Source organism: Maritimimonas sp. 2210JD6-3, from assembly GCF_056591795.1.
In genome coordinates, this window is sequence record NZ_JBWQOJ010000002.1 from 72,592 (window position 1) to 99,036 (window position 26,445).

Sequence of the window (26,445 nt, forward strand, 5' to 3'; positions counted from 1 at the left end):
TACTTTTTAAGTTACTAAAATAAAAATGGCAATTGCTACAAATACCATTATTTGCATCCATTTTAAATACAAACCTATTTTTGAATTACTTTTTATACTATTCGAAATACTTCCTGCTAATAAAACAATTGAAGAAAATATAGTGAATGAAGTTAAAATAAATAAAAAGCCAAGCACATAAAATTGGGTAACCGTATTTAGCGTATCACTAAATAAGAAACCTGGGAAGAAAGCAAGAAAAAATATAGACACTTTAGGATTTAACACATTCATTAAAAAACCTTGCTTAAATAACATTAAAAAACTCTTTTTCTCGACCGCACTTTCCGTTAAGGTAATTTCAGAACTTGAGGTATATACCTTATATGCTAAAAATAATACATAAGTAGCGCCAAAAACCTTAATTGCAAAAAAGAGTTTAGGGTTTTCTTTTATAATTACTGATACGCCAAATGCAACCAATGTTGTGTGTACTAAACATCCAGACATTAAACCCAAAACAGTCGCCAACCCATATTTTACACCATTGACTATACTTTGAATCAGCACAAAAATATTATCGGGTCCTGGTGAAATTGATAAGGCAGCGGTGGCACCTATAAAAGACAAGAGTATTGTATAATCCATAAAAAAAAATCCTGACTCATAGTCAGGATTTAAATGTACATATTTTTTACTTCTTATAGAGAAGCTCCATGCAATAACAGGTCAACAATTTTAGTTGAATAGCCATATTCATTGTCGTACCATGAAACAATCTTTACAAACTTATCTGTCAAGCCAATACCTGCATTACTATCAAAAACAGAAGTTCTTGGTTCTCCCACAAAATCTTGAGATACGACTGCCTCATCTGTATAGCCTAAAATACCTTTTAAAGCTCCTTCTGAGTTTTTTTTCATCACCTTACAAATCTCTTCATACGAAGTAGATTTTTCTAAGTTCACCGTTAGATCAACTACAGAAACATCCATTGTTGGTACTCTAAAAGCCATTCCGGTAAGTTTTCCATTTAATTCTGGTATTACTTTGCCAACAGCTTTCGCCGCTCCAGTAGTAGAAGGAATAATGTTACCAATAGCAGATCTACCCAATCTCCAGTTCTTAGTTGATGGAGAATCTACCGTTTTTTGTGTAGCCGTAGAAGCATGTACTGTCGTCATTAAACCAGATGCAATACCAAAATTATCATGCAATACTTTAGCTACAGGTGCTAAACAATTTGTAGTACAAGAAGCATTAGAGACAATTGTATCTATAGCTTTCATTTCTTTATGATTCACTCCCATTACAAACATAGGTGCATCTTTAGAAGGTGCAGAGATAAATACTTTCTTAGCGCCTCCATTTATATGCAATTGTGCTTTTTCTAATGTAGTGAAAATACCTGTCGATTCGATTACATAGTCTGCACCAACTGCATCCCATTTAATATCTTCTGGGTTGCGCTCTGAAGTTACACGAATCTCATTTCCGTTTACTACTAACTTTCCGTCTTTTACAATTATATCTCCATCAAACTGCCCATGTACAGAGTCATACTTTAATAAATATGCTAAATAATCTGCCTCTAACAAATCGTTAATAGCTACTATTTGTATGTTACCTCTTTTAATTGCCGATCTAAACGCTATTCTGCCGATACGACCAAACCCATTAATTCCAATTTTTATCATATTCTTTTTATTATACAGATAATATATCTGATATTCTTAATAATTCTCTATTGATGTTATGCTCACTTTTAATAGCTTCTTCTATACTTGTCGTAATTACTTTATTATTGACTAAACCTACCATAATGTCTGATCTGCCATCTAATAGCTCTTCTACCGCTTTGACTCCTAATCTACTTGCTAATACTCTATCAAAACAACTAGGTGAACCGCCTCTTTGCATATGGCCTAAAACAGAAACACGTGCTTCGTAATCTGGTAAATTCTCTTTCACATATTCGGCTAATTCAAATACATTTTTACCAATTTTATCTCCTTCTGAAACAACAACGATACTCGAGGTTTTACCGCTTCTTTTACTTTTCTTTAAAGACTCGAGCAACCTATCTAATCCTAAATTTTCTTCGGGAATCAATATCTCTTCTGCCCCAGCTCCTACACCTGCATTTAGTGCAATAAATCCAGCATCACGCCCCATTACTTCAATAAAAAACAAGCGATTGTGTGAGCTTGCAGTATCACGTATTTTATCAATAACCTCAACTACTGTATTTAATGCAGTATCATAACCTATCGTAAATTGAGTACCTGAAATATCATTATCTATGGTACCTGGAATTCCTACAAAAGGGATGTCATGTTCTTTACCAAAAACTACACCTCCTGTAAAAGTACCATCACCACCTATTAAAATTAAACCGTCAATCTCATTTTTCTTGAGATTTTCATGTGCTTTTTTTCGCCCTTCTTTGGTTCTAAAATCTTCAGATCTAGCAGACTTAAGGATGGTACCACCTTTACTAATAATGTTTTTTACACTTCTTGCATTTAGTGCGATATAATCATTTTCGATAATACCCTGATAGCCTCTGTAAAATCCGAAGCATTCAACTTTGTAGTAGGAACAAGCACGAACAACAGCTCGTATAGCAGCATTCATGCCTGGAGCGTCACCCCCTGAGGTGATTAACCCTATTCTTTTGATTACTTTACTCATGGTTTAATTAGTCTTGTAAAATTAAAACTTATAATTTTAATTGCTTATAAAATGAAGTATTTTGTACGAAAACGTTATCGACGTAATCTGGTAAATCAATTAGGCTTTTTACTTTTTTTCTTTGATTTGAGTGTATCTTTTTTAATCGTAGAAAATTCTATAAGTTTATTTTTTAGTTTGGTGCTATCAATAACTTTTTTAACCTTTTTTTTCTTCTTTTCCTTTTTACCAAAAATCTTTTCTTTTAGTTCTTTACCGTTATCAAAATCTACTTGATAAGACAAACCAATACCTTGCGTGTATCCTTCTTCGTTCGCCACAGCAAACTGAACCTCATTTTGTCTATTATATGCTTTAGCTCTAAAAGTTCCTTCTTTATTTAAGGGTGTTTCTATTTCTACTTCACCTACAATTCTAGACTGTGTATTTCCGCCAACAGGCACACCCACTTTACCATTTATGATAATATTTTTACCTAATCGTGTACTTGCTGTAAAACCTAATTGGTCATCAGTATTTAAATTACTATTTAAATTGTTTCTTGTGCCTAAATCATAGGATACACCAATATTAAACTTATCACCCTTACTCTTTAAAAGATTAGAAATTACATTCGATATTTTCTCTGAAACTATAGTACCTCCGGTAGCATTTATATCAACAGAAAAGTTACTATCATCAATATTGGTAAAATCCCCAAATGCCAATAATGAGAAAAACTGACTCATTTTTTTGTCTTGATCGCTCAATTTAAATTGTAACTCAGAATTAAGAGCCGCACTAGAATTTGGAATTTCTAAATCAAACTCAATATTAGAATTTAATAATTGACCCGATATTTTTGCGATAAGATCAACATCTATTTCTCGAGCTGAATTATTATCTAATAAAATACCCGGATTACCTCTTGTTCTATACACTGCAGTGATATTGTTTAAGTAGGCATCAAATGGATTACCTGTCCAGATTACAGAGCCTCCAGGTTGTACTGTAAAATCTTTATTAACAATATTTCTAAATTCATAAATACCTTCGTTAACTACATAGGTACCAAAAATATCAAATCTACCATTCGTATTGATGGCAATATTTAAGAATCCATCTCCTCTACCACTTAATACACTCCCTGTATTTTTATCTACCACAATTTCAGCTCTGGCATCCGTATTTACTTCTAAATCAAAGTTTAGTGAAAGGCCTTTTATTTCGTCGAATACTACTTCTTCAACCACATTTTTATCTTCCCCTTTATTCATATTGCTAACGAAAGTGATGAGTTGCGTGTCTCCAATCGTACTTACATCACTTAATGGAATAATAAATTCTGTACCTGGTTTTGTAGTTCCCGTTATATCGATATTCAACCTATCGGTATAACCTTTAATCGTGGCGGTAGCAATTTCACCAGTTGCATCATTTTTTCCTAAAAACCCAGTACCATAATAAGGGATTTCTTCGCTTTCTTTTGTATTTAAAACCAATAAATTATCAGTTTCTACCTTAAGGTCGAGGTACCAATCATTAAAACTGTTATGAGTTATTTTTCCTGTAAGTTTGCCTTCGGTATCATGTACTACATCGACAAGTGTCGTAGAAACAAAATTGAATGTTTGATTTGTTAGTTCAATTTTAGAACTACCTATAAAATCATAATCAACGTTTAAATATGGAAAAGCTAAGCCACCGTTTTCTAAATATAAATTACCGTTAATATCAGGATTCTTAAGAAGCCCTGTTACTACACCAGTGCCAGAAACAGTACCTCGTAGATTATCAAGTACACCTTCACCTAACGGATTATACGCAACTAAATCATACTTCTTTAATTCAAAATTACCGAAAATTGTAGGCTGTTGCGGCTCTAAATCAATTTCTCCCTTGATATCTATACTTTTTATATTTCTATTTTGAAGTGAAGCAGTTACAACAAACTTATCTAAAGAATTATAGCCTGAGGCATTAATAGCTAAGTTGCCTTGTTCAACATCATTTATAAACAACTTGTCTATCTTAAGATCTGCTGTAGGTAAATAGTCTCCGTTAGTTTGCTTAAAACTGAGCGTACCATTGACCAAACCTTGTAAGTCTAAGTTATCAATGTAAGGTGTTATACCTTCTAATTGAACATTCTCTATATTAGCACTTAGGTTCTTATTACCACCATCGCTAATAACTCCCGCAAAATCAATTTTTTGTAATCCCGATGTAGCATTTACCCGATCAAAAGCAAAGGTTTTAAAATTATCGGCAATGACTACCTTATTTTGATTATTGTCTGTTGGGTTTATCACCCACTCGTTCTCTTTAAACTTAATATTAGATTTTTTAAGCCCAATTACCGATTTATTGTTTTCATTGATGGTATGAAAAAAACTCAAATCAAATTTTTCATTATTCCGTTTACCACCAAAAAATTCTGTTCTGAAAAACAGGGTATCATTTAGGGTAACGTTCACTAGATTTAAATTTTCTATATCATAATACTTAGTATCTATTTTATCGAGACTTAGTAGTGTATTATATAGCGGATTTCTATTATCGATCTGAAGTCTTATTTTTTCAACAACATTTTCATAAGCTTCTACTTTTGGCGATTTTACCAAAAGCTCGAACTTATTTTGATCTGAATTGATTTCACCTCTAATGGTGGTATTTGAACCTAGGTTTACTTTAGGGAAAAATACACCTACAATTTTATTGTAAATCTTAAAATTGAAATTTAAAAACTGCCCAGAGGTAACTTTATTAGGAACATAGTTAGTATAAATACTCCCTAAAGAATTGGTTGCCAGCATTTTTAATTCTTTAAATCGAAATCTACCCTTCATCGTACCTTCTACGATGTCTGATGAATTGAAAGTTAAAACTCTAGTACTATCTTGAAACTTTGAGGTAATATTGAAATCTTTAAAAAAATAATCGTCATTTTGATTCGTATAAGAAGCATTTTTAAAGCGAGCTTCTCCAACAATATTGTCTAATGTACTACCCACTAATTTTACATCAATATCACCTTTTAATATTGCTTTTTCATCTCTTTTAAACAGATTTAATTTATTAAAATCTGAATATAAAACATTCGCTTTAAAATCGAGTTTATAATCATTCCCAGATAAATCTGCCAATCCGGTGAAATCCATTTTAAGATTTTCATCATCGGCTTTTAATTGACCATTAAATTTTTGATTCTGAAAAACACCATTTACATGTATATTGTCATAAGTATATCCTTTATACTGATGTTTCGAAACATCACCCTTTATTGTTGTATTTAAATTTTCTAAGGTAAACCCTTTGCCGTCAACATCTGCAATAAGTGACACATTTCCTATTAAAGAGTCATTTACAATTTTGCCTAAATTCAAATCAATGAACTCAATACTTCCCTTATATTTTGCATTATCAATATCATCAATATTAGTCAAGTTTAAATCAGATATAGTTCTTCCTAAAGCACTTTTAATAGTAACTTGTGCATCTACTTCTTGCTGTGTAATGAAAGAATTACCCGCTACAGAAAATTGTCCGAACGTATCGAATGTTGTAGGCAACGCTTTACCTAAGATATTTGGCAATAATCTTTTTAAATTATAATAGTTTGAAGTCAATTCATAGATTCTTGCATCAAGAGAAAATCCTTTTTCTTTATTTATCGCATTTTTAAAATGTAATTCACCATCGATAATAGAATTGCGATTCGAAACCAAATAAAAATCAGTAAGCACAAAATCATTAAGAACACCTTTGAACTTAGTTTTAAAATCAACCTTTACATTTTCACCAAATTCGTTATAAAACTTATTTACATCGACTAATGAAACAGACGAATTTTTAAAATCAGCATCTATTTGCACCTTATTAGTAAAATCAGCTAAATCTTCCCTATTGTAATTGAACACTACATCACCACTAATCGAAGATTTATCTGTATTTAAGACCGTATTTTTAAAGTTCATCTGTTGTTTTGTATAGGTAAAATCTGTAGATAAACTTGTTACTTCTATACCATGGTCTTCTATAAATGCTAAATCTCTAATAGCTGCATATACATTGGGACCTTCTACTTTAAAATCTTCTACTTTGCCATTAATACCTTTATAAAAGACTATAGGTTGTTGTTGCTTATTCTTATCATAAAGTATAAAATTCACATTATCAAGATTCAATAAAGAAGAAGTCATTAAGAATGGTATTTCACTTGAACCTTTACCATTGTCAAAACTCTCTGCAAAAATTGAAAGATTGTCGCTGTCTTCTCCTTCATGAGTTATCATAGTAAGAATAAGTCCTTCAATTTCTACATCACCAAGTTCAAGCTTATTATCAAGAATATTTTGATAACTAAAAACAGAAGTCACTAAACTTTTAACATATATAAGAGAATCTTTTTTGTGGTCTTTTATTTCAATACCCTTAAGATTTACATTACCAACAAATGAAAAATCTACTTTATCAATGACCATGTTCGTATTATAGGCTTCATTAAGGTAGGAAGTAACACGTTTTCCTAAAAACGTTTGCACTGAAGGAAGACTTAGTAAAAAAACAAGCAACAACACTAAAAGGATAAATCCTACAAGGAACCGCTTTGTTATTTTTAAAAATCTTTTGATAGGTTATTTGTTATAAATTTGCGAACTTAAAAGTAAACAATTTTATAGCACAATTTTTGTGCCTTTTTTAAAAGTTAATGAACAAAAATTCAACATATATACTTGCGATTGAATCTTCTTGTGATGATACAAGTGTTGCCGTTTTAGAGAATGACAAAGTATTAGCCAATATAATTGCGAATCAAGAGATTCATGCGCAATATGGAGGTGTTGTGCCCGAATTAGCTTCGAGAGCACATCAGCAGAGCATAGTACCTGTAGTTCACCAAGCCTTAAAAAAAGCCAATGTCGATAAGAAAAATTTACATGCGATAGCATTCACAAAAGGGCCTGGTTTGTTAGGTTCTCTTTTAGTAGGCACCTCTTTTGCAAAATCTATGGCCATGGCTTTAAAGATTCCGTTACTAGCGATAAATCATATGCAAGCGCATATTTTGGCTCATTTTATTGATGATCAAGTTCAAAAGAAACCTAATTTTCCTTTTATATGCCTTACCATTAGCGGAGGACATACACAGCTGATCAAAATTTCTAATTATTTCGATATGGAAATTTTAGGCGAAACTATAGATGATGCCGTAGGAGAAGCTTTTGACAAGTCAGCAAAGATACTAGGTCTTAGTTATCCTGGTGGTCCGTTAATAGATAAATATGCACAATTAGGAAATCCGAAAGCATTTGAATTTCCAAATCCGAAAACAAAAAACGAGTTAGATTTTAGCTTTAGCGGATTAAAAACTTCGATTCTGTATTTTATTCAAAAGAATGAAAAAGAACATCCAAATTTTGTCAAAGAAAACCTTCATGATATATGCGCCTCTATTCAATATACGATTGTTACAATTCTGATGAAAAAACTCAAGAAGGCTGTAAAATCTACAGAAATTAAAAATATTGCTATTGCGGGTGGTGTTTCTGCAAATTCTGGTATAAGAGCCGCTTTGCTAGCAACCGAAAAAAAATATGGTTGGAAAACTTTTATACCTAAATTTGAATATACTACCGATAATGCTGCCATGATTGGTATTGCTGGGTATTATAAATACTTAGAAGGCACCTTTGACGATCTAAACATTTCTGCAAAAGCACGATTAAAAGTTACTGAATAAAAAAACGCTACCAAAAAGTAGCGTTTTTGAATAGCTATTCTTTTATATATTAAGCCTGCATGGCAGCTGCAATTCTTTTATAGATGCCACCTTCTAATTTAGATCTTATTGCAGAAAAAGCTTCAATCGTTTCTTTAACATCTTCAAGTGTATGTGTAGCCGTAGGTATTAATCGTAAAATGATCAATCCTTTCGGAATCACAGGATAGACTACAATAGAACAGAAAACTCCATGGTTTTCACGAAGATCATGAACCATAGCCATCGCTTCTGGGATGTCACCTTTTAAGAAAACAGGTGTAATACATGTTTGTGTGGTACCTAAATCAAAACCTGCTTGACGCAATCCGTTTTGTAAAGCATTGGTGTTTTCCCAAAGTTTCTCTTTTAGCTCAGGCATAGTACGCAACATATCTAAACGCTTTAATGCGCCTTTCACCATTGGCATAGGTAGTGATTTCGCAAACATTTGTGAACGCATATTATATTGTAAATACTGTATAATATCTTTATCACCCGCAAAAAAGGCACCTATACCTGCCATAGATTTTGCAAATGTTGCAAAATATACATCTATATCATCTTGTACACCTTGTTCATAACCCGTACCTCTACCACCTTCTCCTAAGGTACCAAAACCATGAGCGTCATCTACTAACAGTCTAAAATTGTATTTTTTCTTCAGTTCTGCAATCTCCTTTAATTTACCTTGCTCACCTCGCATACCAAAAACACCCTCAGAAATCACTAAAATTCCCCCATTGTTATCGGTTGCCATTTTAACAGCTCGCTGCAAGTTTTTTTCTAAACTTTCTACATCATTATGCTTATAGACAAAACGTTTACCAGCATGCAAACGAACACCGTCTATAATGCATGCATGCGTATCCATATCATACACAATGACATCATTTTTAGAAACTAATGCATCGATAGCAGACACCATACCCTGATATCCAAAATTCACCAAATACGCAGCTTCTTTACCAACAAATTCAGCACATTCTCTTTCTAATTGTTCGTGATATTTTGTATGACCAGACATCATTCTGGCTCCCATAGGATATGCCATACCGTGTTCTGAAGCAGCAGCGCCATCTACTTTTAGTATTTCTGGATGGTTAGCTAAGCCTAAATAGTCATTTATGCTCCAAGTAATTACTTTCTTACCGTTGAAAATCATCCTATTAGAAATAGGTCCTTCTAACTTTGGAAATACATAGTAACCTTCAGCTTGTTTTGCCCATTTCCCTAAAGGGCCCTTATCTTGTACAATTCTTTCAAATAAATCCTTCATCTCACTGACTTTAAGGTGGGTGCAAATTAACTACTTTTTTAAGGGTAAACAAAGCGTATTATTGGTTTTTTTCAACAAAAAAAGAGCTGTTTTCAACGAAAACAGCTCTTAAAATCACATCGTAAATGTGTATTATTTTATATACTGAATTTCTTCTTGAACGTGTTTTTGAGAATCGAAAAAGCCTTGATCTTGCATCCATTTATCACTATATACTTTTGCCATATAACGTGAACCATGATCTGGGAAAATGACCACGACTTTACTCTGAGTATCAAACTGACCTTTCTCTGCTAGTTGCATTACGGCTTGCATTGCTGCTCCACTTGTATAACCTGAAAAAATACCTTCTGTTAAAGCTATCTCGCGTGCTCTGTGTGCACTATTCTCATCGGTTACTTTCTCAAATTTATCAATACTTTCAAAATCAGTAGCTGCAGGAATTAAGTTTTTACCCAATCCTTCGATTCTATATGGATAAATTTCTTTAGGATCTAATTCTCCTGTCTCATGAAACTTTTGTAATACCGATCCATACGCATCAACTCCAATAATTTTAATATTTGGGTTTTGTTCTTTTAAAAACTTGGCTACTCCAGAAATGGTACCTCCGGTACCACTAGCCGCTACCAAGTGCGTAATTTCACCATTTGTTTGCTCCCAAATTTCTGGGCCTGTTGTATTGTAATGCGCATCAATATTTAATTCATTAAAATATTGATTGATATATACCGAATCAGCAATTTCAGCGTGTAATTTTTTAGCAACATTATAATAAGAACGTGGATCATCTGCCTTTACATGTGCAGGACATACATATACTTTAGCTCCCATAGCCTTAAGCATATCTATTTTATCTCCAGACGATTTTGAACTCACCGCTAAGATACATTCATATCCTTTAATAATACTTACCATTGCAATACTAAATCCTGTATTACCAGAAGTAGTTTCAATAATAGTAGCTCCTTTTTTAAGAATTCCTTTTTTTTCAGCTTGCTCTATAATATGTAATGCTATTCTATCTTTAGAAGAATGACCTGGATTGAAACCTTCAAACTTAGCATAGAACTCTCCTTCAATATTTTCGGTGATCTTATTTAATCTGATCATCGGAGTACTCCCTATTAGTTCTAACACATTTTGGTTTACACCTAAATTTTGCTTCATCATAGTTGTAATCGATTGTTATTAAAATAACCGCGCAAATTTACTATTTTTTTTTTAATCACTTTTTTATACCCTCTAAATCAATAAAAAAAGCATAATCACGAGCAGTATCTTTAAGTGCATTAAATCTACCTGAGGCACCTCCATGACCCGATTGCATATCTGTATGCATCAATAAAAGATTATCATCATTTTTATGTGTTCTTAGTTTTGCTACCCATTTAGCTGGCTCATAGTATTGCACTTGTGAATCGTGCAAGCCCGTTGTAACTAACATATTAGGATAGGTCTGTTTTTTTACTTGATCGTACGGTGAATAAGACAACATATATTCGTAATATTCTTTTTTATTCGGATTGCCCCACTCATCATATTCTGATGTCGTTAACGGAATACTATCGTCTAACATCGTTGTTACCACATCAACAAAAGGAACTGCAGCGATAACACCATTGTATAATTCTGGATTCATATTAATTACAGCTCCCATTAACAATCCACCAGCTGAGCCTCCCATGGCATATAAATGATTTTCTGAGGTATATCCTTTTTTAATAAGATGTTTACTACAATCTATATAGTCTGTAAATGTATTCATTTTATGAAACAGCTTGCCCTCTTCGTACCATTCTCTTCCCAAGTACTGACTTCCTCTTATATGGGCAATACCAAAAACAAATCCTCTATCTAGTAAACTTAGGCGCGTTGTACTAAAACCATCTGGTATGGTGCTACCATATGATCCGTAAGCGTATAACAAAAAAGGCGTATTCTTAGTAAACGTTGTATCCTTTCTTCGAACCAACGATATGGCCACTTTTTTGCCATCTCTCGCAGTAGCCCAAATACGTTCGCTGATATAATTGTTTTTATCAAATTTTCCACCAAGTACCTCCTGCTCTTTCTTTATTTCTTTTGAACGATCGTTCATATTAAAATCAATCACAGAAGCTGGTGTTGTCAACGAATTGTATCCATAACGAATAATAGTGGTATCAAACTCTGGATTATTATACACACCTACAGAATACGTTTCTTCATTAAATGGTAAATAATAATCTTCTGTACCATCCCAACGTTTAAAACGTATTTTGTTAAGACCATTCGTACGTTCTTCAAGAACTAAATAGTCTTTAAAAATGGAAATGTCTTCTAACAGCGTATCCTCTCTATGCGGAATTACATCAACCCAATGCTCTTTTGCCGTTTTATAGACAGAAGTTTTCATCAATTTAAAATTTGTAGCCCCATCTTTATTGGTAAGAATATAAAAATCATCTTTATAATGTGATACACTATATTCTAAATCATTTTCACGTGGTTGAATCACCTTAAAGGTTCCGTTAGGAGTATCTGCATCTAGCATTTGATACTCTTGAGATAACGTACTAAAAGAACCTATCATGAGATATCGTTTAGATTTTGTTTTGAATACAAAAACACCAAAAGTTTCATCTTTTTCATGATATACCATTTCATCGTGTGAAGGGTCGGTACCTAAAACATGCTTGTATATTTTTTCACTTCGTAGTGTTAACGGATCTTTTCTCGTATAGAAAACGGTTTTGTTATCATTCGCCCAGGTAGCGCCTCCAGTAGTATTTTCTATTTTCTCTGGATACAATTTACCTGTTTCTAAATCTTTAAATTGTATAGTATATTGACGTCTGCTTACCGTATCGACTGCGAATGAAGCAATTTTGTTGTTATCGCTCACGCTTAATCCTTTTAAGGAATAGTAGTCAAAACCTTCAGCCATTTTATTAACATCAAAAAGAATCTCTTCCTTGGCATCTAAAGTTTCTTTTTTTCGAGCATGTATTGGATATTGCCCTCCTTTTTCAAATCGAGTAATGTAGTAATACCCATTTACTTTAAATGGCACCGATTCGTCATCTTCTTTAATACGAGCTTTCATCTCTTCAAAAAGCGACTCTTTTAGAGTATTCGTATGTGCTGTTTTAGCCTCATAGTACTCATTTTCTGCATTTAAATAATCGAACACTTTCTGGGTATGTGCATCGGGTGTTTTCTCATTACGTTGTTGGTCTGTTAAACGCATCCAGTAATAATCATCTATGCGTTTGTTGCCATGCTCAACAAATTCTTTAGGTTCTTTAGGCGCTATAGGAGGCTTTATATCGGTCATTTTATTTTACTTGAAGCTGCAAAAGTAATAGTTATTATTATAATGTTTTAAAATTATTCTAAAGCGCTATTTTTGTAACCGCAAAAAATAAATTTTAAGTATGTTCGGAGATTTACAAGGAATGATGCAAAAGCTAAAAGATGCTAAGCAAAAAGTAGAAGAAACAAAAATTAGACTAAATACCGTGTATGTTGATGGCACTTCAAATGGTGGTGCAGTAAAGGTTACCATAACCGCTAATAGTGAAGTGAAATCTATAGAGATTGCTGACGCTTTATTACAAGACAAAGAAGCCTTAGAAGATTATTTGATTTTAGCATTAAATGATGCCATTTCAAAAGCTACCAAAATAAATGAAGCAGAATTAGCTGCTGCTGCAAAAGACGGAATGCCTAACATACTTGGTCTAGATAATTTTATGTAATATATTTGGTTGAAAATACAGCTTTACAGATTAAGTATTGCGCTATAACGTAGGTGACCATAATTGCTATCGAAAATAATACATCTGCATAAAGAAATTTATCGATTGCTATCAAACTATCTGAGACGATAAAAATGCTAGCACCAGCTAAAAAAAGAGTGTTACTTTTATTATTTTCTCTTAAATAATTATGAAGTGTCATCATACCCATACTACAAATAACAATTCCATAAATAATTACAGGTACTAACATTTCATCTAAGTGCTTATAGAGAGATGTAATTAAAATGAAAAAGAATACGATAAAAGGGATTGAAGCTTTCAGAATTATATTAAAATCGACAGACTCATTTTTACATATTAAAATGATGATATAAAAAATATGCGCTATTAAAAATGAAAGTAATCCTAAAATAAAGAAATTACTTTCAGAAAATAATAGAAACACATCACCTAAAAAACAAAAAATAAGTGCACCTACATATATTCTCTTAGGGTTCCTTTCAGCAGAAAGATAATACAATAGCAAGCTAATCATTATAAGAGGCTTGAAAATAAATCTCAGCATACTATTTGATGTTATAATTGCATATACATCTATACATGAACAGGTAAAAAATAAGATCAGAAATAGTTTTGCTCTCATAAAATTAATGTACTTCTACATTTATTCTTCTTGTTTCTTCTGCATAGATTGTATTGATACAATATAGTGAAAGGGTGTAATTAATGATATTAAAAATAGGATCACCTTTGTGAAGATGATCAAAGCCTCTCGCTACGGTGCCTATAAAGATATAAGATAAATCTGGTTAGATTGAGCATAGAAACCTTATCCTTTCTATCTAAATATAAATAGACCGAAAAAGAAGCGTAAAGTAGTGTAATAATTCCGAATATGAAGTGTAACATGACAATTTGATCTTTATTATAAAGCATAAAATACAAGACACTCATCAAAATTACGATCATTACCATGGCTATTTTAAAAAATCTAGCTGTATTCATCTTTCCTATTTTATCAGCAATGATTAGCATATTAATAAGCTTAAAAACAGACCAACGCATACCAATACAAAAAAACCTTGACGAGGTTTAATTAGAAATATAGTACAATACAACTAAGGGCGCCAAGTAAGGCTTTGAAAAATGAATAAGCTTAATAGAAAATGGTATACACATACTTGCTTGTTGCAATAACTAGCATAATAAACAATATAACCTGTTTTGTTGCTTTTATTTTCTATAGCATCGCTAAATAATCATCTTCACTAATAATAGGAATGTTCAAATCTTCAGCTTTTGTTCTTTTACTAGGCCCCATATTATCGCCTGCAATGACATATGTGGTTTTTTTAGAAATAGAACTAGACACCTTGCCCCCATTATCTTCAATAGACTTTTTTAGCTCATTTCTGTTAAATTTAGTAAAAACCCCCGATACTACAAATACGTTGCCTGCCAATATATCTGTTTGACCTTCTTGCGCTTCCGCGGAAAGTGCTAGTTGCACTCCATACCGTCGCAACCTTTCAATGAGTTCCCTATTTTGAGGATTTTGAGAAAAATCGATAATGCTTTGTGCTATGCGATCGCCAATTTCATCTACCGCAATCAATTCTTCAAAGGAAGCCTGCATGAGTGTATCGATACTCTTAAAATGTTTTGCTAATTTCTTCGCTACAGTCTCACCCACAAATCGAATACCCAATGCAAATAATACTTTTTCAAATGGTTTTTGCTTAGAAGCCTCAATACCCGCCACTAAATTTTGTGCAGATTTTTCTGCCATGCGCTCTAACGGAATCACTTGTTCAACCGTAAGATCATAGAGATCGGCATAGTTCTTAATTAAATCTTCTTTGTACAACAATTCAACGGTTTCGGCACCTAGACCATCAATATCCATTGCTTTTCTACTTATGTAATGCTGAATACGCCCTGTAATTTGTGTAGGGCAACCATTTTCATTCGGACAATAATGTTGTGCCTCACCCTCTTTGCGAACAAGCTCGGTAGCACATTCTGGGCAATGGGTAGCGTATTGCGTTGGCACAGAATCTGAAGCTCTTTTAGACAGATCTACACCTACCACTTTGGGTATAATTTCTCCGCCCTTTTCTACAAAAACAGTATCGTTTTCACGAATATCTAGCTTTGCTATCTGGTCGGCATTGTGTAATGAGGCACGCTTTACTATGGTACCTGCCAACTGTACGGGTTCTAAATTCGCTACAGGTGTTATAGCACCTGTACGCCCTACTTGATAGGTAATGGTATGCAACACCGTGCTCTCTTGTTCTGCCTTAAACTTATAAGCGATTGCCCAACGTGGTGCTTTGGCGGTATAGCCCAATTCCTCTTGTTGGTATAACGAATTTACCTTTACCACCACACCATCGGTTTCATAGGGTAAATTATGGCGTTCAACATCCCAATAGTTTATAAAATCTAGTACAGCATCAATGCTCTTGGCTACTTTTATGGCCTTGGGTATTTTAAAACCCATGTATCGTGCATTTTCTAAGGCTTCATAATGCGTTTTAAAAGGCAGCTTTCCCACCATATGATAGAGTAAACAATCTAAGGGCCGCTTCGCTACCTCAGCGCTATCTTGCAATTTTAAGCTACCACTCGCTGTATTTCTGGGGTTACGATAGACTTCTTCTCCACTTGCAAGGCGTTCTTCATTCATTTTGTTAAAGCCGTCAAGCGGAAGAATAATCTCACCACGTATTTCGAAATCGCTAACCTGATTTGTTTTGAGTTGTAAGGGTATAGAACGAATCGTTTTAATATTGGTGGTAACATTATCACCTTGAAAGCCATCACCGCGCGTTACGGCACTTTGTAATGCACCATTTTCGTAAGTAAGATTGATGGACGCACCGTCATATTTTAGCTCACAGGTATATTCAATATCGGTGGTGCCAAGAACTTTTTGCAAGCGTTTTTCCCAATCGAGTAGATCTTCTTTAGAGTAACTATTGTCTAAAGAATACATTCTGTTTTTGTGGGTGACCGTTTCAAAATTTTTGGTAATAGCGCCGCCAACACGTTGTGTGGGCGAATTAGCATCAAAATACTCAGGATGTTTTGCTTCGAGTGTTTCTAGCGCTTTGAGTTTATTATCGAACTCATAATCTGAAATAGTGGGTGTGTCTAATACATAATAGTTATAATTATGTTCACGAAGCGTCACTCTGAGTTGGTCTATTTGTTCTTTGGGTGTTGGCATTAAGTTATCTAAATAAGAAGGCTAAAAATAGTGAAAAGCTAGTAGTTAAAAAAACAGGAAAACCATCTTACTTCTCAAACGTAATTTAGTTTGTTTCTTAACATATTTTCTTCGAACTTCGCTTATCAATCGATATAGGTAACTTGTACTGAGCGCAGTCGAAGTATTAAAACGGAACCATATCTTTACGTTAGCTGCAACCTAAAAAGCCTCGTAAATAAAAATGAAATCTGTAATTATTAAACCAAAAAGCGAAATATTGAATAAATACATTCAATATTTTTTGTTTTTCAACAAAACTGACACTAATTTTTTAAATTATACAACATTTCCAAATAATAATCTTTGCCTTGCGATTTATAAGGAAAACGATATAAATTATGTCAACCAATCTAATAACAACAAATGTATAATAACTAAAGGAGGAGAAAATTTTATAAACAAGTTTTATGGGTTTCACAAAATGCCGTTTACTGTGAATATAGATTCCTACCTTGACCAGATTTGTGTTCTTTTTTATCCTTCTGCTTTGAAAGCATTTACAAACGAATCCTACTCTAATCTAATGCTTTCAGATAATTTTTTTGATGTTTTCTCTAATGTTGACAATATAGTTTTAGAACAAATATTTGAAGAAAATGAATTTTCAAAAAAAGCCGATAAACTCGAAGAGTTACTTTTAAATAACTTAAATTTTAAAATACCAAATAAATTGAAAGAAGCTTTGTACATTATAGAAACCTACAATGGCAATGCTAATTTTACAGTTGAAGTATTAGCTAAAAAACTTGTTATAAGTACTTCCTCATTGTTCCGGCTATTCAAAAATTACGTAGGTCAAAATCCTAAATCATACTTAAAAACTATAAGGTTTAGAAATGCTTTAAATCAAGTTCTTAAAAATCAAAATTCAATGACAAGTATAGCTCATCTTAACCAATATTATGACCAAGCTCATTTTATAAATGATTTCAAATCATTTTCAGGTTACTCACCAAACCAATTAAATGCTAAAATATCAGTTCAGCAAAGTAATTTAGTGTGGATTTATAACAAAAAATGAAAGTGAATGATTTTTCCAATTTTTTAAACTTCCTATTTTCTTTCTTTGTTCTTAAAAGTAGATACAGATGAAACAGCTTCTCATTTTAATAAGTACGTTTGTCATAAATTCGGCATTTGGGCAACAAAACTGCAATTGCGAAAAAGCACTTGATAATCTAATTACAAAAATTGAAAGTAATTATCCAGGGTTTCAAGAAAAAACCAAAGACACCTTAATTTACAATAGTTTAAAGAAACAATTGATTATCGAATCCAAAAAAGCAAACAATTTGCAATGCATTAATGTTCTTAAAAAATATACATCATTCTTTAAAGATGGACATATTTGGATTTTACCTAATGAACAAGAAAAACCGATAGTCAAAGAGAAAAAAAACGAACCTGAAAAAATAGATATAAATATTGCGAGCTTTAAAAGAAAACTACAAAAATCAACCGATAAATTGGAGGGAATTTGGAAGGATAAAAGCTATTTGGTTGGAATAAAAAAAACAGGCGAAACCCAATATACAGGATTTGTTATTGAAACAGCTAATTCTAATTGGAAACCAAAAGAGATTAAATTTCAATTAAATGGTAAAGACAACATTACGTACTATTTTTCAGACCATTCTTCATTCAAAGACACTTTTAAATTATATGAGGATTATCTTCTTTACATAAATAACTTAAAATTTAACTTTGTTAAACAAAACCTGAATCGGCAATTAGATTCGGTAGAAGTTAAAAGAAAAATAGATGAATTAGACGGATTTTATTTCAATAAATTGACAGAAAAATCATCTTTAATTAGAATATCAAGTTTCAACTATCCTTATGTTGAGCGTATTGAAAAGCTAATTACTGATAATAAAACAGCAATTGAAAATAGTGAAAATCTTATTATTGATATTAGAAACAATGGAGGTGGTACTGATAATGCATATGAAAAAATCCTTCCATTAATAATTACTAATCCAATAAGAAATATTGGCATAGAGCTTTTATCTACTCAAGGTTTGATTGACGGAGTTACTACATATAAAAACGGTCTTGAAGAAAAAGACTCATTAAAGAACAAAGCAAAAATTCAAGAATTAGATAGTCTCATTATTATTTACAAACAAAATTTGGGAAAATTCATAAATCTTAATGACAAAATCGTAGAAATTGACACTATGAAAAAAGTAAAAAACAGCCCAAAACAGGTCATTATTCTAACGAATAATAAAGTAGGAAGTTCTGCAGAGAATTTTGTTTTAAAGGCGAAACAAAGCAAAAAAGTCAAAATATTAGGAACACCAACAGCTGGAGTTTTAGATTATGCCAATGCTTACTTTTTCAAATTTGGTTGCGATAATTACAAATTACTCTTACCAACTTATCGTTCCTTAAGGTTGCCTAATTATCCAATTGACAACATTGGAATTCAACCTGATATTTATCTGGACAAAACTGTTACTGATTGGGTGAAATTTGCTATTGATTATTTAGAGAATTAAACAATAGCAAGGCAGCGGCTAACACCGGTAACCGTTGCACAAGTCAATGATTTTTTTTCAAAAACCTTTACAATATTGATTTTTAAGGGTTTTGCATGCTGGCATGTGAAATGAGCTTTCTGTCACTTATAATATTCTCTAAATAACCCACTAAACATAATTTGAAAAATACTACAGGATCAATACTCTGTTGACCACTATTACCGTAGTAATGTTGGGTCTCTTGGTAGAGAAAATCTAAATTAAGTACACTTTTTAAGCGGTAGTAAAAATTATCTTCTGGTACGTGGCTGCTCAACTGAAAACTGCTGAACAATTTCTCTTGATAAATCTTTTTGCCTTGCATAAAGCAAAATACGAAAGTTTGCTATCTTGTGCAACAGACACAATGGATAAGCGTAATTACAAAATTTTAACTTTTACTAAAATCCTGTTAAAATAAACGACCTACGAAATCAGAGATTCTTAATACTGCTTATTTTTTTGTATTATCGCGTTTCAATCACACAATCATTTCAACAAAATAAAATTTTATAAAAAGATGAAAAAAATATTACTATCGGTAGGTATTGCGGGTATGCTATTTGCTTGTGGTGCTACTCAAAATACTACGAGTACTACAACAAAACCAGCTGTTGTTGCACCTATACAAAAAGATGTTACAGCATTTGCAAACACCATTACTTCAGAAGAATTAAAAGAAGCTTTATATACCTATGCCTCTGATGAATTTGAAGGACGATTAACAGGTTCTCCTGGTCAGAAAAAAGCAGTTGAATTTATTAAAAAGCACTACACAGATCTTGGTATTGCATCACCCCTAGGTGGTGATGATTATTTTCAAGAGGTACCCTTAGAAATGAAAGAAGTGCCTACGGTAACGCTAAACATTAACGGTACGGATTTCGAAATTAACAAAGACATGGTTTCGGTACGAGAAGGTGATGAAGGAACCCTCAACCTCGATGAAATTGTCTATGTAGGCTATGGTATCGAAGATGGTGACTATTCAGATTATAAAGATCTAGACGTTACGGGTAAATATATTTTGGTAAAAGGTGGTGAGCCTAAAAAAGAAGACGGTACCTATGTAGTTTCTGGAACCGACAAAGCTTCGAAATGGTCTACACGTCAGCAGTATTCTGCAAAAAGTCAGTTAGCCACAGCAAAAGGTGCAAAAGGTATTTTAATGTACGATATGCAAATCTACCCTATGATTGCTCAAATGTTTAGTCGTGGCGGAAGCTATTCTTTAAAAGGAGATGCAGCAGCGGCAGATAAAATGCACTATTTATTTGTAAATAGTTCGGTTGCCGAAACGATTGTGAGTGATATTGATACCAATAACAAACCTGCTGTGGTAAAAGTTGCTTTCACGATGGATTATAAAAACAATAGCAAAGATGTAGCTTCAGAAAATGTGATCGCTTATATTAAAGGTTCTGAAAAGCCAGATGAAGTGATTGTAATCTCTGCACACTTAGATCACGAAGGTGTAAAAGATGGTAAAATCTATAATGGTGCTGATGATGACGGTTCTGGTACGGTGGCAATTTTAGAAATTGCGGAAGCTTTTAAAGAAGCGGTAAATAACGGACAAGGCCCTAAGCGCTCCGTAGTATTTTTACATGTTACAGGTGAAGAAAAAGGATTGTTAGGTTCGCAATATTACGCAGATATGGATCCTATTTTTCCACTAGAAAATACGGTTGCCAATCTAAATATTGATATGGTAGGTCGTTCTGATCCTAAGCGTACAGAAGGTGATAGAAATTATATTTACCTAATTGGTAGTGATAAATTAAGTACCGATTTACACAACTTATCTGAAGAAATAAATAAAAAATACACCAATTTAGAGTTAGATTATAAGTTTAATGATGAGAACGACCCAAATCGTTTTTACTATCGTTCAGATCATTATAATTTTGCTAAAAATGATATTCCGGTAATCTTTTATTTTAACGGAACCCATGATGATTATCACCAACCAAGTGATACACCAGATAAAATTGAATACGACTTATTGCAAAATAGAGCGCGTTTAATTTTTCATACGGCTTGGGAACTGGCAAACCGTGATGCACGCATCGTAGTTGATAAGCCTACAAAAAAAGCAGAATAAGTACAGTATAAATATGTCATATAAAACCTTGTCTTTTGGCAAGGTTTTTATTTTATTACAACATAAAAAATATGTTTTTAGCAGATCAATTTACTGAAATAGAGCACTTACTTAAGCAAGTAACTCATAAGAATGAATATGTTTCTAAAACACATTTTCATTCTTTTGATTTAGCACCAGCACCTATTCACGATATTAATTATTTGAAGGATGTAAAAGACAATTTTATTAATTGCATATTATAACAGGTGATGAGGCTACATAAGTACTAATTATCAGATAGATTTGTTTATGTATTCAAATAGTAACCTATCGGTTACTATGGGAAAAATCAACATTATCATATGACTTTTCAAAAGTAAAACAACTAAAATCCGTAAAATCTTAGCTCGAATGCGCAAATCGTTATTTAAAATGAGTAAATCATTATTTTGATTTTCTTTTCATTCAATAATTGTATTTTTGCAACTGAAATTTTTACCATGAAAAAAGGAGTATTACTTGTTAATTTAGGATCACCTGACAGTACAAAAACTAAAGATGTACGACGTTATTTAGATGAATTTTTAATGGATGAACGTGTTATTGATATACCCTATTGGAAGCGTTACCTACTCATTAAAGGAATTATACTAAATACAAGACCCAAAAAATCGGCTGCAGCCTATAAAAAAATTTGGCAGAAAGAAGGATCACCTTTGATTGTCATTTCTGAACGCTTTAAAGAAAAAGTAGCTAAGAAACTGCATATTCCTGTGGCGTTAGGAATGCGTTATGGTTCTATAAGTATTCAAAAAGGAATACAAGAATTGGTAGGGCAAGGTGTAGAAGAAATATTGCTAGTACCGCTGTACCCGCATTATGCCATGAGTTCGTATGAAACTGTGGTTGAAAAAGCAAAACAAGTCAATAAAGATGAATTTCCCAATGTAAAGATGGTTTGTTTGCCAGTATTTTATAATAACAAAGAATACATTAAAGTAATGGCAGAGAATCTTAAAAATCATCTTGAAGGTTTTGCATATGACCATATTCTTTTTTCATACCATGGTATTCCAGAACGTCATATTTATAAATCTGATACCACACAATCACATTGTAAAATAGATGGAAGCTGTTGTGACACTCCTTCAAAAGCCCATAGAACGTGTTATCGACACCAATGTTTTGAAACTACAAAAGGCATTGTTGAAGCCCTTGAATTGAAAGAAGGCACTTATAGCAATTCATTTCAGTCTCGTTTATTAAAAGACCCTTGGTTAAAACCTTATACCGATTTTGAATTAGAAAAATTCCCAAAAGAAGGTAAGAAAAAACTAGCTGTCATTACACCTGCATTTGTGGCAGACTGTTTAGAAACACTAGAAGAAATCGCTATGGAAGGTAAAGAAGAGTTTTTAGAAGCGGGCGGTGAAAGTTATAAGCATATACCCTGTTTAAATGATAATGATGATTGGGTAGATGTGATGGTAAATTGGGTAGAACAATGGCAAGAAAAAGCCGTATTGGTATAGATGGATTTTCTCAATATAAAAGCATTACATATCATTTTTGTCATAACCTGGTTTGCGGGTTTATTTTATATTGTTAGATTATTTATTTATCACGCTGAAGCGGAAGAAAAGCCTGAACCAGATAAGCGTATTTTACAAACACAATATAAATTGATGAGCAAACGCTTATGGTTTATTATTACGTGGCCTTCGGCAATTCTGGCAAGTATCTTTGCTTTTTGGATGTTGTACGAAAATCCTACCTATTTAGAAATGCCCTGGATGCATGTAAAATTAGGATTTGTACTACTATTGTATATCTACCATCTACTTTGCCATAAAATTTATAGTGAATTTCAAAAAGACGTTGTCAATTATTCATCTAACAAGCTCCGTATTTGGAATGAAGTAGCCACAATTATTCTATTTTCTGTTGTTTTTTTAGTAACCCTTAAAAATGCTGTTAATTGGATCTATGGTGTTGTAGGGCTCCTCCTATTTTCAATTGTATTAATGTTAGGAATTAGAGTATACAAACGACTTCGCGCTTCTAAAAATTGGGAAGCCAAAGATTAATTTAGTTTGCTTCTTAAAAGATTTTCCTCGAACTTCGCTTACTTGTGCTGAACTTATTTCAGTATCACTCGCTAAACGGAATTAAAACTACGTTTAGCTTAACGTTGGGTATCATTATTAAAAATTGAAAAAATTAATTTACTTAATCGGAATTCTATCTTTTTCCTGTTTTTCTCAAGAAAACTCAATGGAACTTTATAATAAAAAACAGGATTCACTTAGAATTGAACTTCTGAAAGTTAAGAACGATAAATTGTTGTTGAATTCAATTTTTGAAGAACATTATATACGCGGACTAATATCAATCGAAAAGGATTCTCTAAAATTTCAATTGTCATTTGACCTTCATGGACTCGACTGCGGAGCACCAGACTGTTATACAACGGAATTATTATTTAAAACTTCAAACAACCACCCATTGAAATTGTCTAATAAAATAAAAATAAATGGAACCGAATATGGCTGTGTTCAGAGTCAAAAATGGACTAGTGAATTTGAACTCGTCGAATCAAGCAAAGAATATGTCAATTATTATTCGACGGAATTAAAAAGTAATCTCTATTTTACAAAAAAAGGGAGACTTTTATATTATCCTCATGAAAATAAAAATTCTATCAGCTTAAAAGAAGTTGACAATATGTATGATAAATGGGAATTTGAAAATACCGAAATTGCACCTTATACATCAACCGTAATGCAGCGATTGGAATATGAAAGATTTTTGAATAAAAAATAACGCTACCCAACAAAACGTGTATAGTTTATTGCTTGTGAATTTCCTGCTCGGAAATTCTTGCGCAATTTACTATCTTGTTTCCTTAATCGGAAAATCCTACGGATTTTCCTCTGGCTCGTTTTCTTTTGCTAACTTAGTCCTAGCCAACGCAACTAATCATACACAATCACGATAAGCGGAACTCAAAAAAATATACTTCTACAAAAAACTAATAGTAAATCATTTTTCATTTTCTTTGCAGGGTATTAATTAATTCGTGAAACCAACCAAAAAAAACAAAAAGAAATCGGCTGCATTAGGCTTTATTTTTATAACCATGCTGCTCGATGTTATTGGTTGGGGTATTATCATTCCTGTCATCCCAAAATTTATAGAAGAGCTTATTGGTGGTAATATTAGCGATGCCGCAAAAATTGGTGGCTGGCTTACATTTGCTTATGCCATTACACAATTTGTTTTTGCACCAGTTGTAGGCAATCTGAGTGACAAATTTGGTCGGAGACCTATTATTCTGATTTCACTCTTTGGCTTTTTCTTAGATTATTTGTTATTAGCTTTCGCCCCAACCATTACCTGGTTGTTTATAGGTAGAATTATCGCTGGTATTACAGGAGCTAGTATCACCACAGCATCTGCCTATATTGCTGATATTAGTACACCCGAAAATAGAGCTAAAAACTTCGGTTTGATTGGAGCAGCCTTCGGGTTAGGCTTTATCATCGGACCTGTTATCGGCGGACTCTTAGGCCAATATGGTCCTCGTGTACCATTTTACGCTACTGCCGTTTTATGCTTATTAAATTTTTGCTATGGTTATTTCATATTACCAGAATCGTTACCTAAAGAAAATAGAAGAAATTTTGACATAAAAAGAGCAAATCCGTTAGGGAGCTTCAAAAGCTTAAAAAAATACCCAACCTTAATCGGGCTAGTGTTCGCTGTTTTTCTACTATACACAGGTTCGCATGCTATACAAAGTAACTGGGCATATTTTACCATGTATCAATTTGATTGGAACGAAAAAATGGTCGGTATTTCTCTAGGAATTATTGGTTTGCTAGTAGCATTAGTTCAAGGCGTTTTAATACGATGGATTAATCCAAAATTAGGAAACGAAAAAAGCATCTATATTGGCATGGCACTCTATGCAATTGGTATGTTTTTATTTGCCTTTGCCACACAAAGCTGGATGCTATTCGTCTTTCTAATTCCGTATTGCTTAGGTGGTATTGCTGGGCCTGCACTACAAGCCATTATTTCATTACAAGTGCCTCCAACCGAGCAAGGTGAAATACAAGGTACCTTAACAAGTATTATGAGTGCCTCCGCTATTGTAGGGCCGCCCGTTATGACTGGTATATTCTACTATTTTACAAATGAAAATGCTCCTTTAGAGTTTGGCGGTGCCCCTTTTGTTTTAGGTGGTTTACTTATGTTAATAAGTGCTTTTTTAGCGTTTAGATCGCTAAAGAAAACACTAAAAGTTAGATCGTAAATTTAGCTAATTCACTTTTTATAAATTGATTTATTTCCCACTGATCTACAAACATTTTTTCTGTATTTGGCTGATACAGTGCATAAGGAAAAGGTCCATACTCAGGCGTTATCGTTATAAAAGATCGATCTTGCTTTTTCGCATTTACCAACATCTTGTACCACCACTCTTTAAAAACCTTTAATTCTCTAGCGTAATTTTTATCTCTCGGATCAATAATTTGAGGGCTTTGAGCAGAACCAACTCTAGCATGAATATGATAGGTGTTTTTAATAGCAAATTCTACCGATGCTTTTTGATCTTCAAGTAATGATTCTGCTACACAGCACCAATGCGAAAAATCTGATGTTAATTTTAAAAAAGGAAATTCTTCTAAATATTGTTGACAAATATGCGCTGCAAATGAAAATCTAGACCTATGTGTTTCATGTGTTATACTAACCCCTGTTTCTTGCTCAATTTGCGCTGCCATTTCTATTAACGCTACATTTTGTTTAAAAGAAAAATAGTCCATACCTGTATGAGAATTAATACATAAAGGTGAGCCTTCAGCTAAATTGTATAGATATCTTTTAAAACTTTCTTTATGCTTGTAAAAATTACTTTCTTTAGTTTCCCAATGCTGTGCAACAAAATCTAATTCAAAATCTTTTAAAATCGCTAGTACTTCTTTTTTCTTTTCTCCTAAAGGTAAATCTATTTCAACTCCTTCATATCCATTCTCTTTAACCTTTTGTAAAAAAACTGACCAATTTAGTTGAGCACTTCCCCAACGCGGATATATAAACTTAATTTTCACAG

20 protein-coding genes and 1 pseudogene are annotated in these 26,445 nt (G+C 32.9%); 10 read left to right on the plus strand and 11 right to left on the minus strand.

Annotation, left to right across the window (positions count from 1 at the left end; genetic code table 11):
• Nucleotides 1–6 precede the first annotated feature (6 nt).
• The 4 genes from AC1EUY_RS01815 to AC1EUY_RS01830 all read right to left on the minus strand — a co-directional run bounded on the left by AC1EUY_RS01815 (nt 7) and on the right by AC1EUY_RS01830 (nt 7,196).
• Nucleotides 7–627 (minus strand): LysE family translocator, encoded by a 621-nt coding sequence (locus AC1EUY_RS01815; protein ID WP_480193790.1) that lies wholly within the window; start codon nt 625–627, stop codon nt 7–9.
• Between the two features lie 53 nt (nt 628–680).
• Nucleotides 681–1,676 (minus strand): type I glyceraldehyde-3-phosphate dehydrogenase, encoded by a 996-nt coding sequence (gene gap, locus AC1EUY_RS01820; RefSeq protein WP_480193791.1) that lies wholly within the window; start codon nt 1,674–1,676, stop codon nt 681–683.
• Between the two features lie 10 nt (nt 1,677–1,686).
• Nucleotides 1,687–2,673, minus strand: a complete 987-nt coding sequence (gene pfkA / locus AC1EUY_RS01825; RefSeq protein ID WP_480193792.1) for a 6-phosphofructokinase — start codon at nt 2,671–2,673, stop codon at nt 1,687–1,689.
• Between the two features lie 95 nt (nt 2,674–2,768).
• Complete coding sequence (locus tag AC1EUY_RS01830) at nt 2,769–7,196, minus strand: translocation/assembly module TamB domain-containing protein (protein WP_480193793.1); 4,428 nt, start codon at nt 7,194–7,196, stop codon at nt 2,769–2,771.
• A gap of 167 nt (nt 7,197–7,363) precedes the next feature.
• Here AC1EUY_RS01830 and tsaD point away from each other — a divergent pair, with 167 nt between their 5' ends.
• Entirely contained in the window at nt 7,364–8,395 is a 1,032-nt protein-coding gene (gene tsaD / locus AC1EUY_RS01835; RefSeq protein ID WP_480193794.1) for a tRNA (adenosine(37)-N6)-threonylcarbamoyltransferase complex transferase subunit TsaD, read from the plus strand.
• Between the two features lie 49 nt (nt 8,396–8,444).
• On the opposite strand, the gene capB is transcribed toward tsaD, so the two are convergent.
• From capB to AC1EUY_RS01850, 3 genes are all read right to left on the minus strand, one after another.
• On the minus strand, nt 8,445–9,692 hold the full coding sequence (capB, locus tag AC1EUY_RS01840) for a cysteate-C-fatty acyltransferase (RefSeq protein WP_480193795.1): 1,248 nt from the start codon (nt 9,690–9,692) through the stop codon (nt 8,445–8,447).
• 132 nt (nt 9,693–9,824) lie between these two features.
• Nucleotides 9,825–10,862 carry a cysteate synthase gene (capA, locus tag AC1EUY_RS01845; protein ID WP_480193889.1) on the minus strand — a complete coding sequence of 346 codons (1,038 nt, stop codon included), beginning with the start codon at nt 10,860–10,862 and terminating at the stop codon, nt 9,825–9,827.
• Nucleotides 10,863–10,920: 58 nt separating this feature from the next.
• Nucleotides 10,921–13,011: a S9 family peptidase gene (locus tag AC1EUY_RS01850; protein ID WP_480193796.1), complete on the minus strand. Its 2,091-nt coding sequence runs from the start codon at nt 13,009–13,011 to the stop codon at nt 10,921–10,923.
• 100 nt (nt 13,012–13,111) lie between these two features.
• Here AC1EUY_RS01850 and AC1EUY_RS01855 point away from each other — a divergent pair, with 100 nt between their 5' ends.
• Nucleotides 13,112–13,435 (plus strand): YbaB/EbfC family nucleoid-associated protein, encoded by a 324-nt coding sequence (locus AC1EUY_RS01855; RefSeq protein WP_480193797.1) that lies wholly within the window; start codon nt 13,112–13,114, stop codon nt 13,433–13,435.
• Here AC1EUY_RS01855 and AC1EUY_RS01860 read toward each other — a convergent pair.
• Both AC1EUY_RS01860 and ligA read right to left on the minus strand, forming a co-directional pair.
• A complete protein-coding gene (locus AC1EUY_RS01860) occupies nt 13,428–14,081 on the minus strand; it encodes a lysoplasmalogenase (RefSeq protein ID WP_480193798.1) in 654 nt (217 codons plus the stop codon). The genes AC1EUY_RS01855 and AC1EUY_RS01860 overlap by 8 nt on opposite strands.
• Before the next feature lie 597 nt (nt 14,082–14,678).
• Nucleotides 14,679–16,673, minus strand: coding sequence for an NAD-dependent DNA ligase LigA (gene ligA / locus AC1EUY_RS01865; RefSeq protein ID WP_480193799.1), 1,995 nt, complete (start codon nt 16,671–16,673; stop codon nt 14,679–14,681).
• Nucleotides 16,674–16,932: 259 nt separating this feature from the next.
• Here ligA and AC1EUY_RS01870 point away from each other — a divergent pair, with 259 nt between their 5' ends.
• Nucleotides 16,933–17,736 carry a helix-turn-helix transcriptional regulator gene (locus AC1EUY_RS01870; RefSeq protein ID WP_480193800.1) on the plus strand — a complete coding sequence of 268 codons (804 nt, stop codon included), beginning with the start codon at nt 16,933–16,935 and terminating at the stop codon, nt 17,734–17,736.
• Nucleotides 17,737–17,803: 67 nt separating this feature from the next.
• Nucleotides 17,804–19,219, plus strand: a complete 1,416-nt coding sequence (locus tag AC1EUY_RS01875) for a S41 family peptidase (RefSeq protein ID WP_480193801.1) — start codon at nt 17,804–17,806, stop codon at nt 19,217–19,219.
• 91 nt (nt 19,220–19,310) lie between these two features.
• Here the strand turns inward: AC1EUY_RS01875 and AC1EUY_RS01880 are convergent.
• A pseudogene (locus tag AC1EUY_RS01880) lies at nt 19,311–19,565 on the minus strand (transposase); the annotation flags it as partial.
• Nucleotides 19,566–19,760: 195 nt separating this feature from the next.
• Here AC1EUY_RS01880 and AC1EUY_RS01885 point away from each other — a divergent pair.
• From AC1EUY_RS01885 to AC1EUY_RS01910, 6 genes are all read left to right on the plus strand, one after another.
• Nucleotides 19,761–21,344 (plus strand): M28 family peptidase, encoded by a 1,584-nt coding sequence (locus AC1EUY_RS01885; RefSeq protein WP_480193802.1) that lies wholly within the window; start codon nt 19,761–19,763, stop codon nt 21,342–21,344.
• A 71-nt stretch (nt 21,345–21,415) separates the two neighbouring features.
• Nucleotides 21,416–21,589: a hypothetical protein gene (locus AC1EUY_RS01890; protein WP_480193803.1), complete on the plus strand. Its 174-nt coding sequence runs from the start codon at nt 21,416–21,418 to the stop codon at nt 21,587–21,589.
• 237 nt (nt 21,590–21,826) lie between these two features.
• Nucleotides 21,827–22,858: a ferrochelatase gene (hemH, locus tag AC1EUY_RS01895; protein WP_480193804.1), complete on the plus strand. Its 1,032-nt coding sequence runs from the start codon at nt 21,827–21,829 to the stop codon at nt 22,856–22,858.
• Entirely contained in the window at nt 22,859–23,413 is a 555-nt protein-coding gene (locus AC1EUY_RS01900) for a CopD family protein (protein WP_480193805.1), read from the plus strand.
• A 124-nt stretch (nt 23,414–23,537) separates the two neighbouring features.
• Complete coding sequence (locus tag AC1EUY_RS01905) at nt 23,538–24,149, plus strand: hypothetical protein (protein ID WP_480193806.1); 612 nt, start codon at nt 23,538–23,540, stop codon at nt 24,147–24,149.
• Nucleotides 24,150–24,405: 256 nt separating this feature from the next.
• Entirely contained in the window at nt 24,406–25,644 is a 1,239-nt protein-coding gene (locus AC1EUY_RS01910) for a TCR/Tet family MFS transporter (protein WP_480193807.1), read from the plus strand.
• On the opposite strand, the gene AC1EUY_RS01915 is transcribed toward AC1EUY_RS01910, so the two are convergent.
• The gene (locus AC1EUY_RS01915; RefSeq protein ID WP_480193808.1) at nt 25,634–26,443 is read right to left on the minus strand and encodes a sugar phosphate isomerase/epimerase; all 810 of its coding nucleotides are present in this window, start codon (nt 26,441–26,443) and stop codon (nt 25,634–25,636) included. The genes AC1EUY_RS01910 and AC1EUY_RS01915 overlap by 11 nt on opposite strands.
• Nucleotides 26,444–26,445 lie beyond the last annotated feature (2 nt).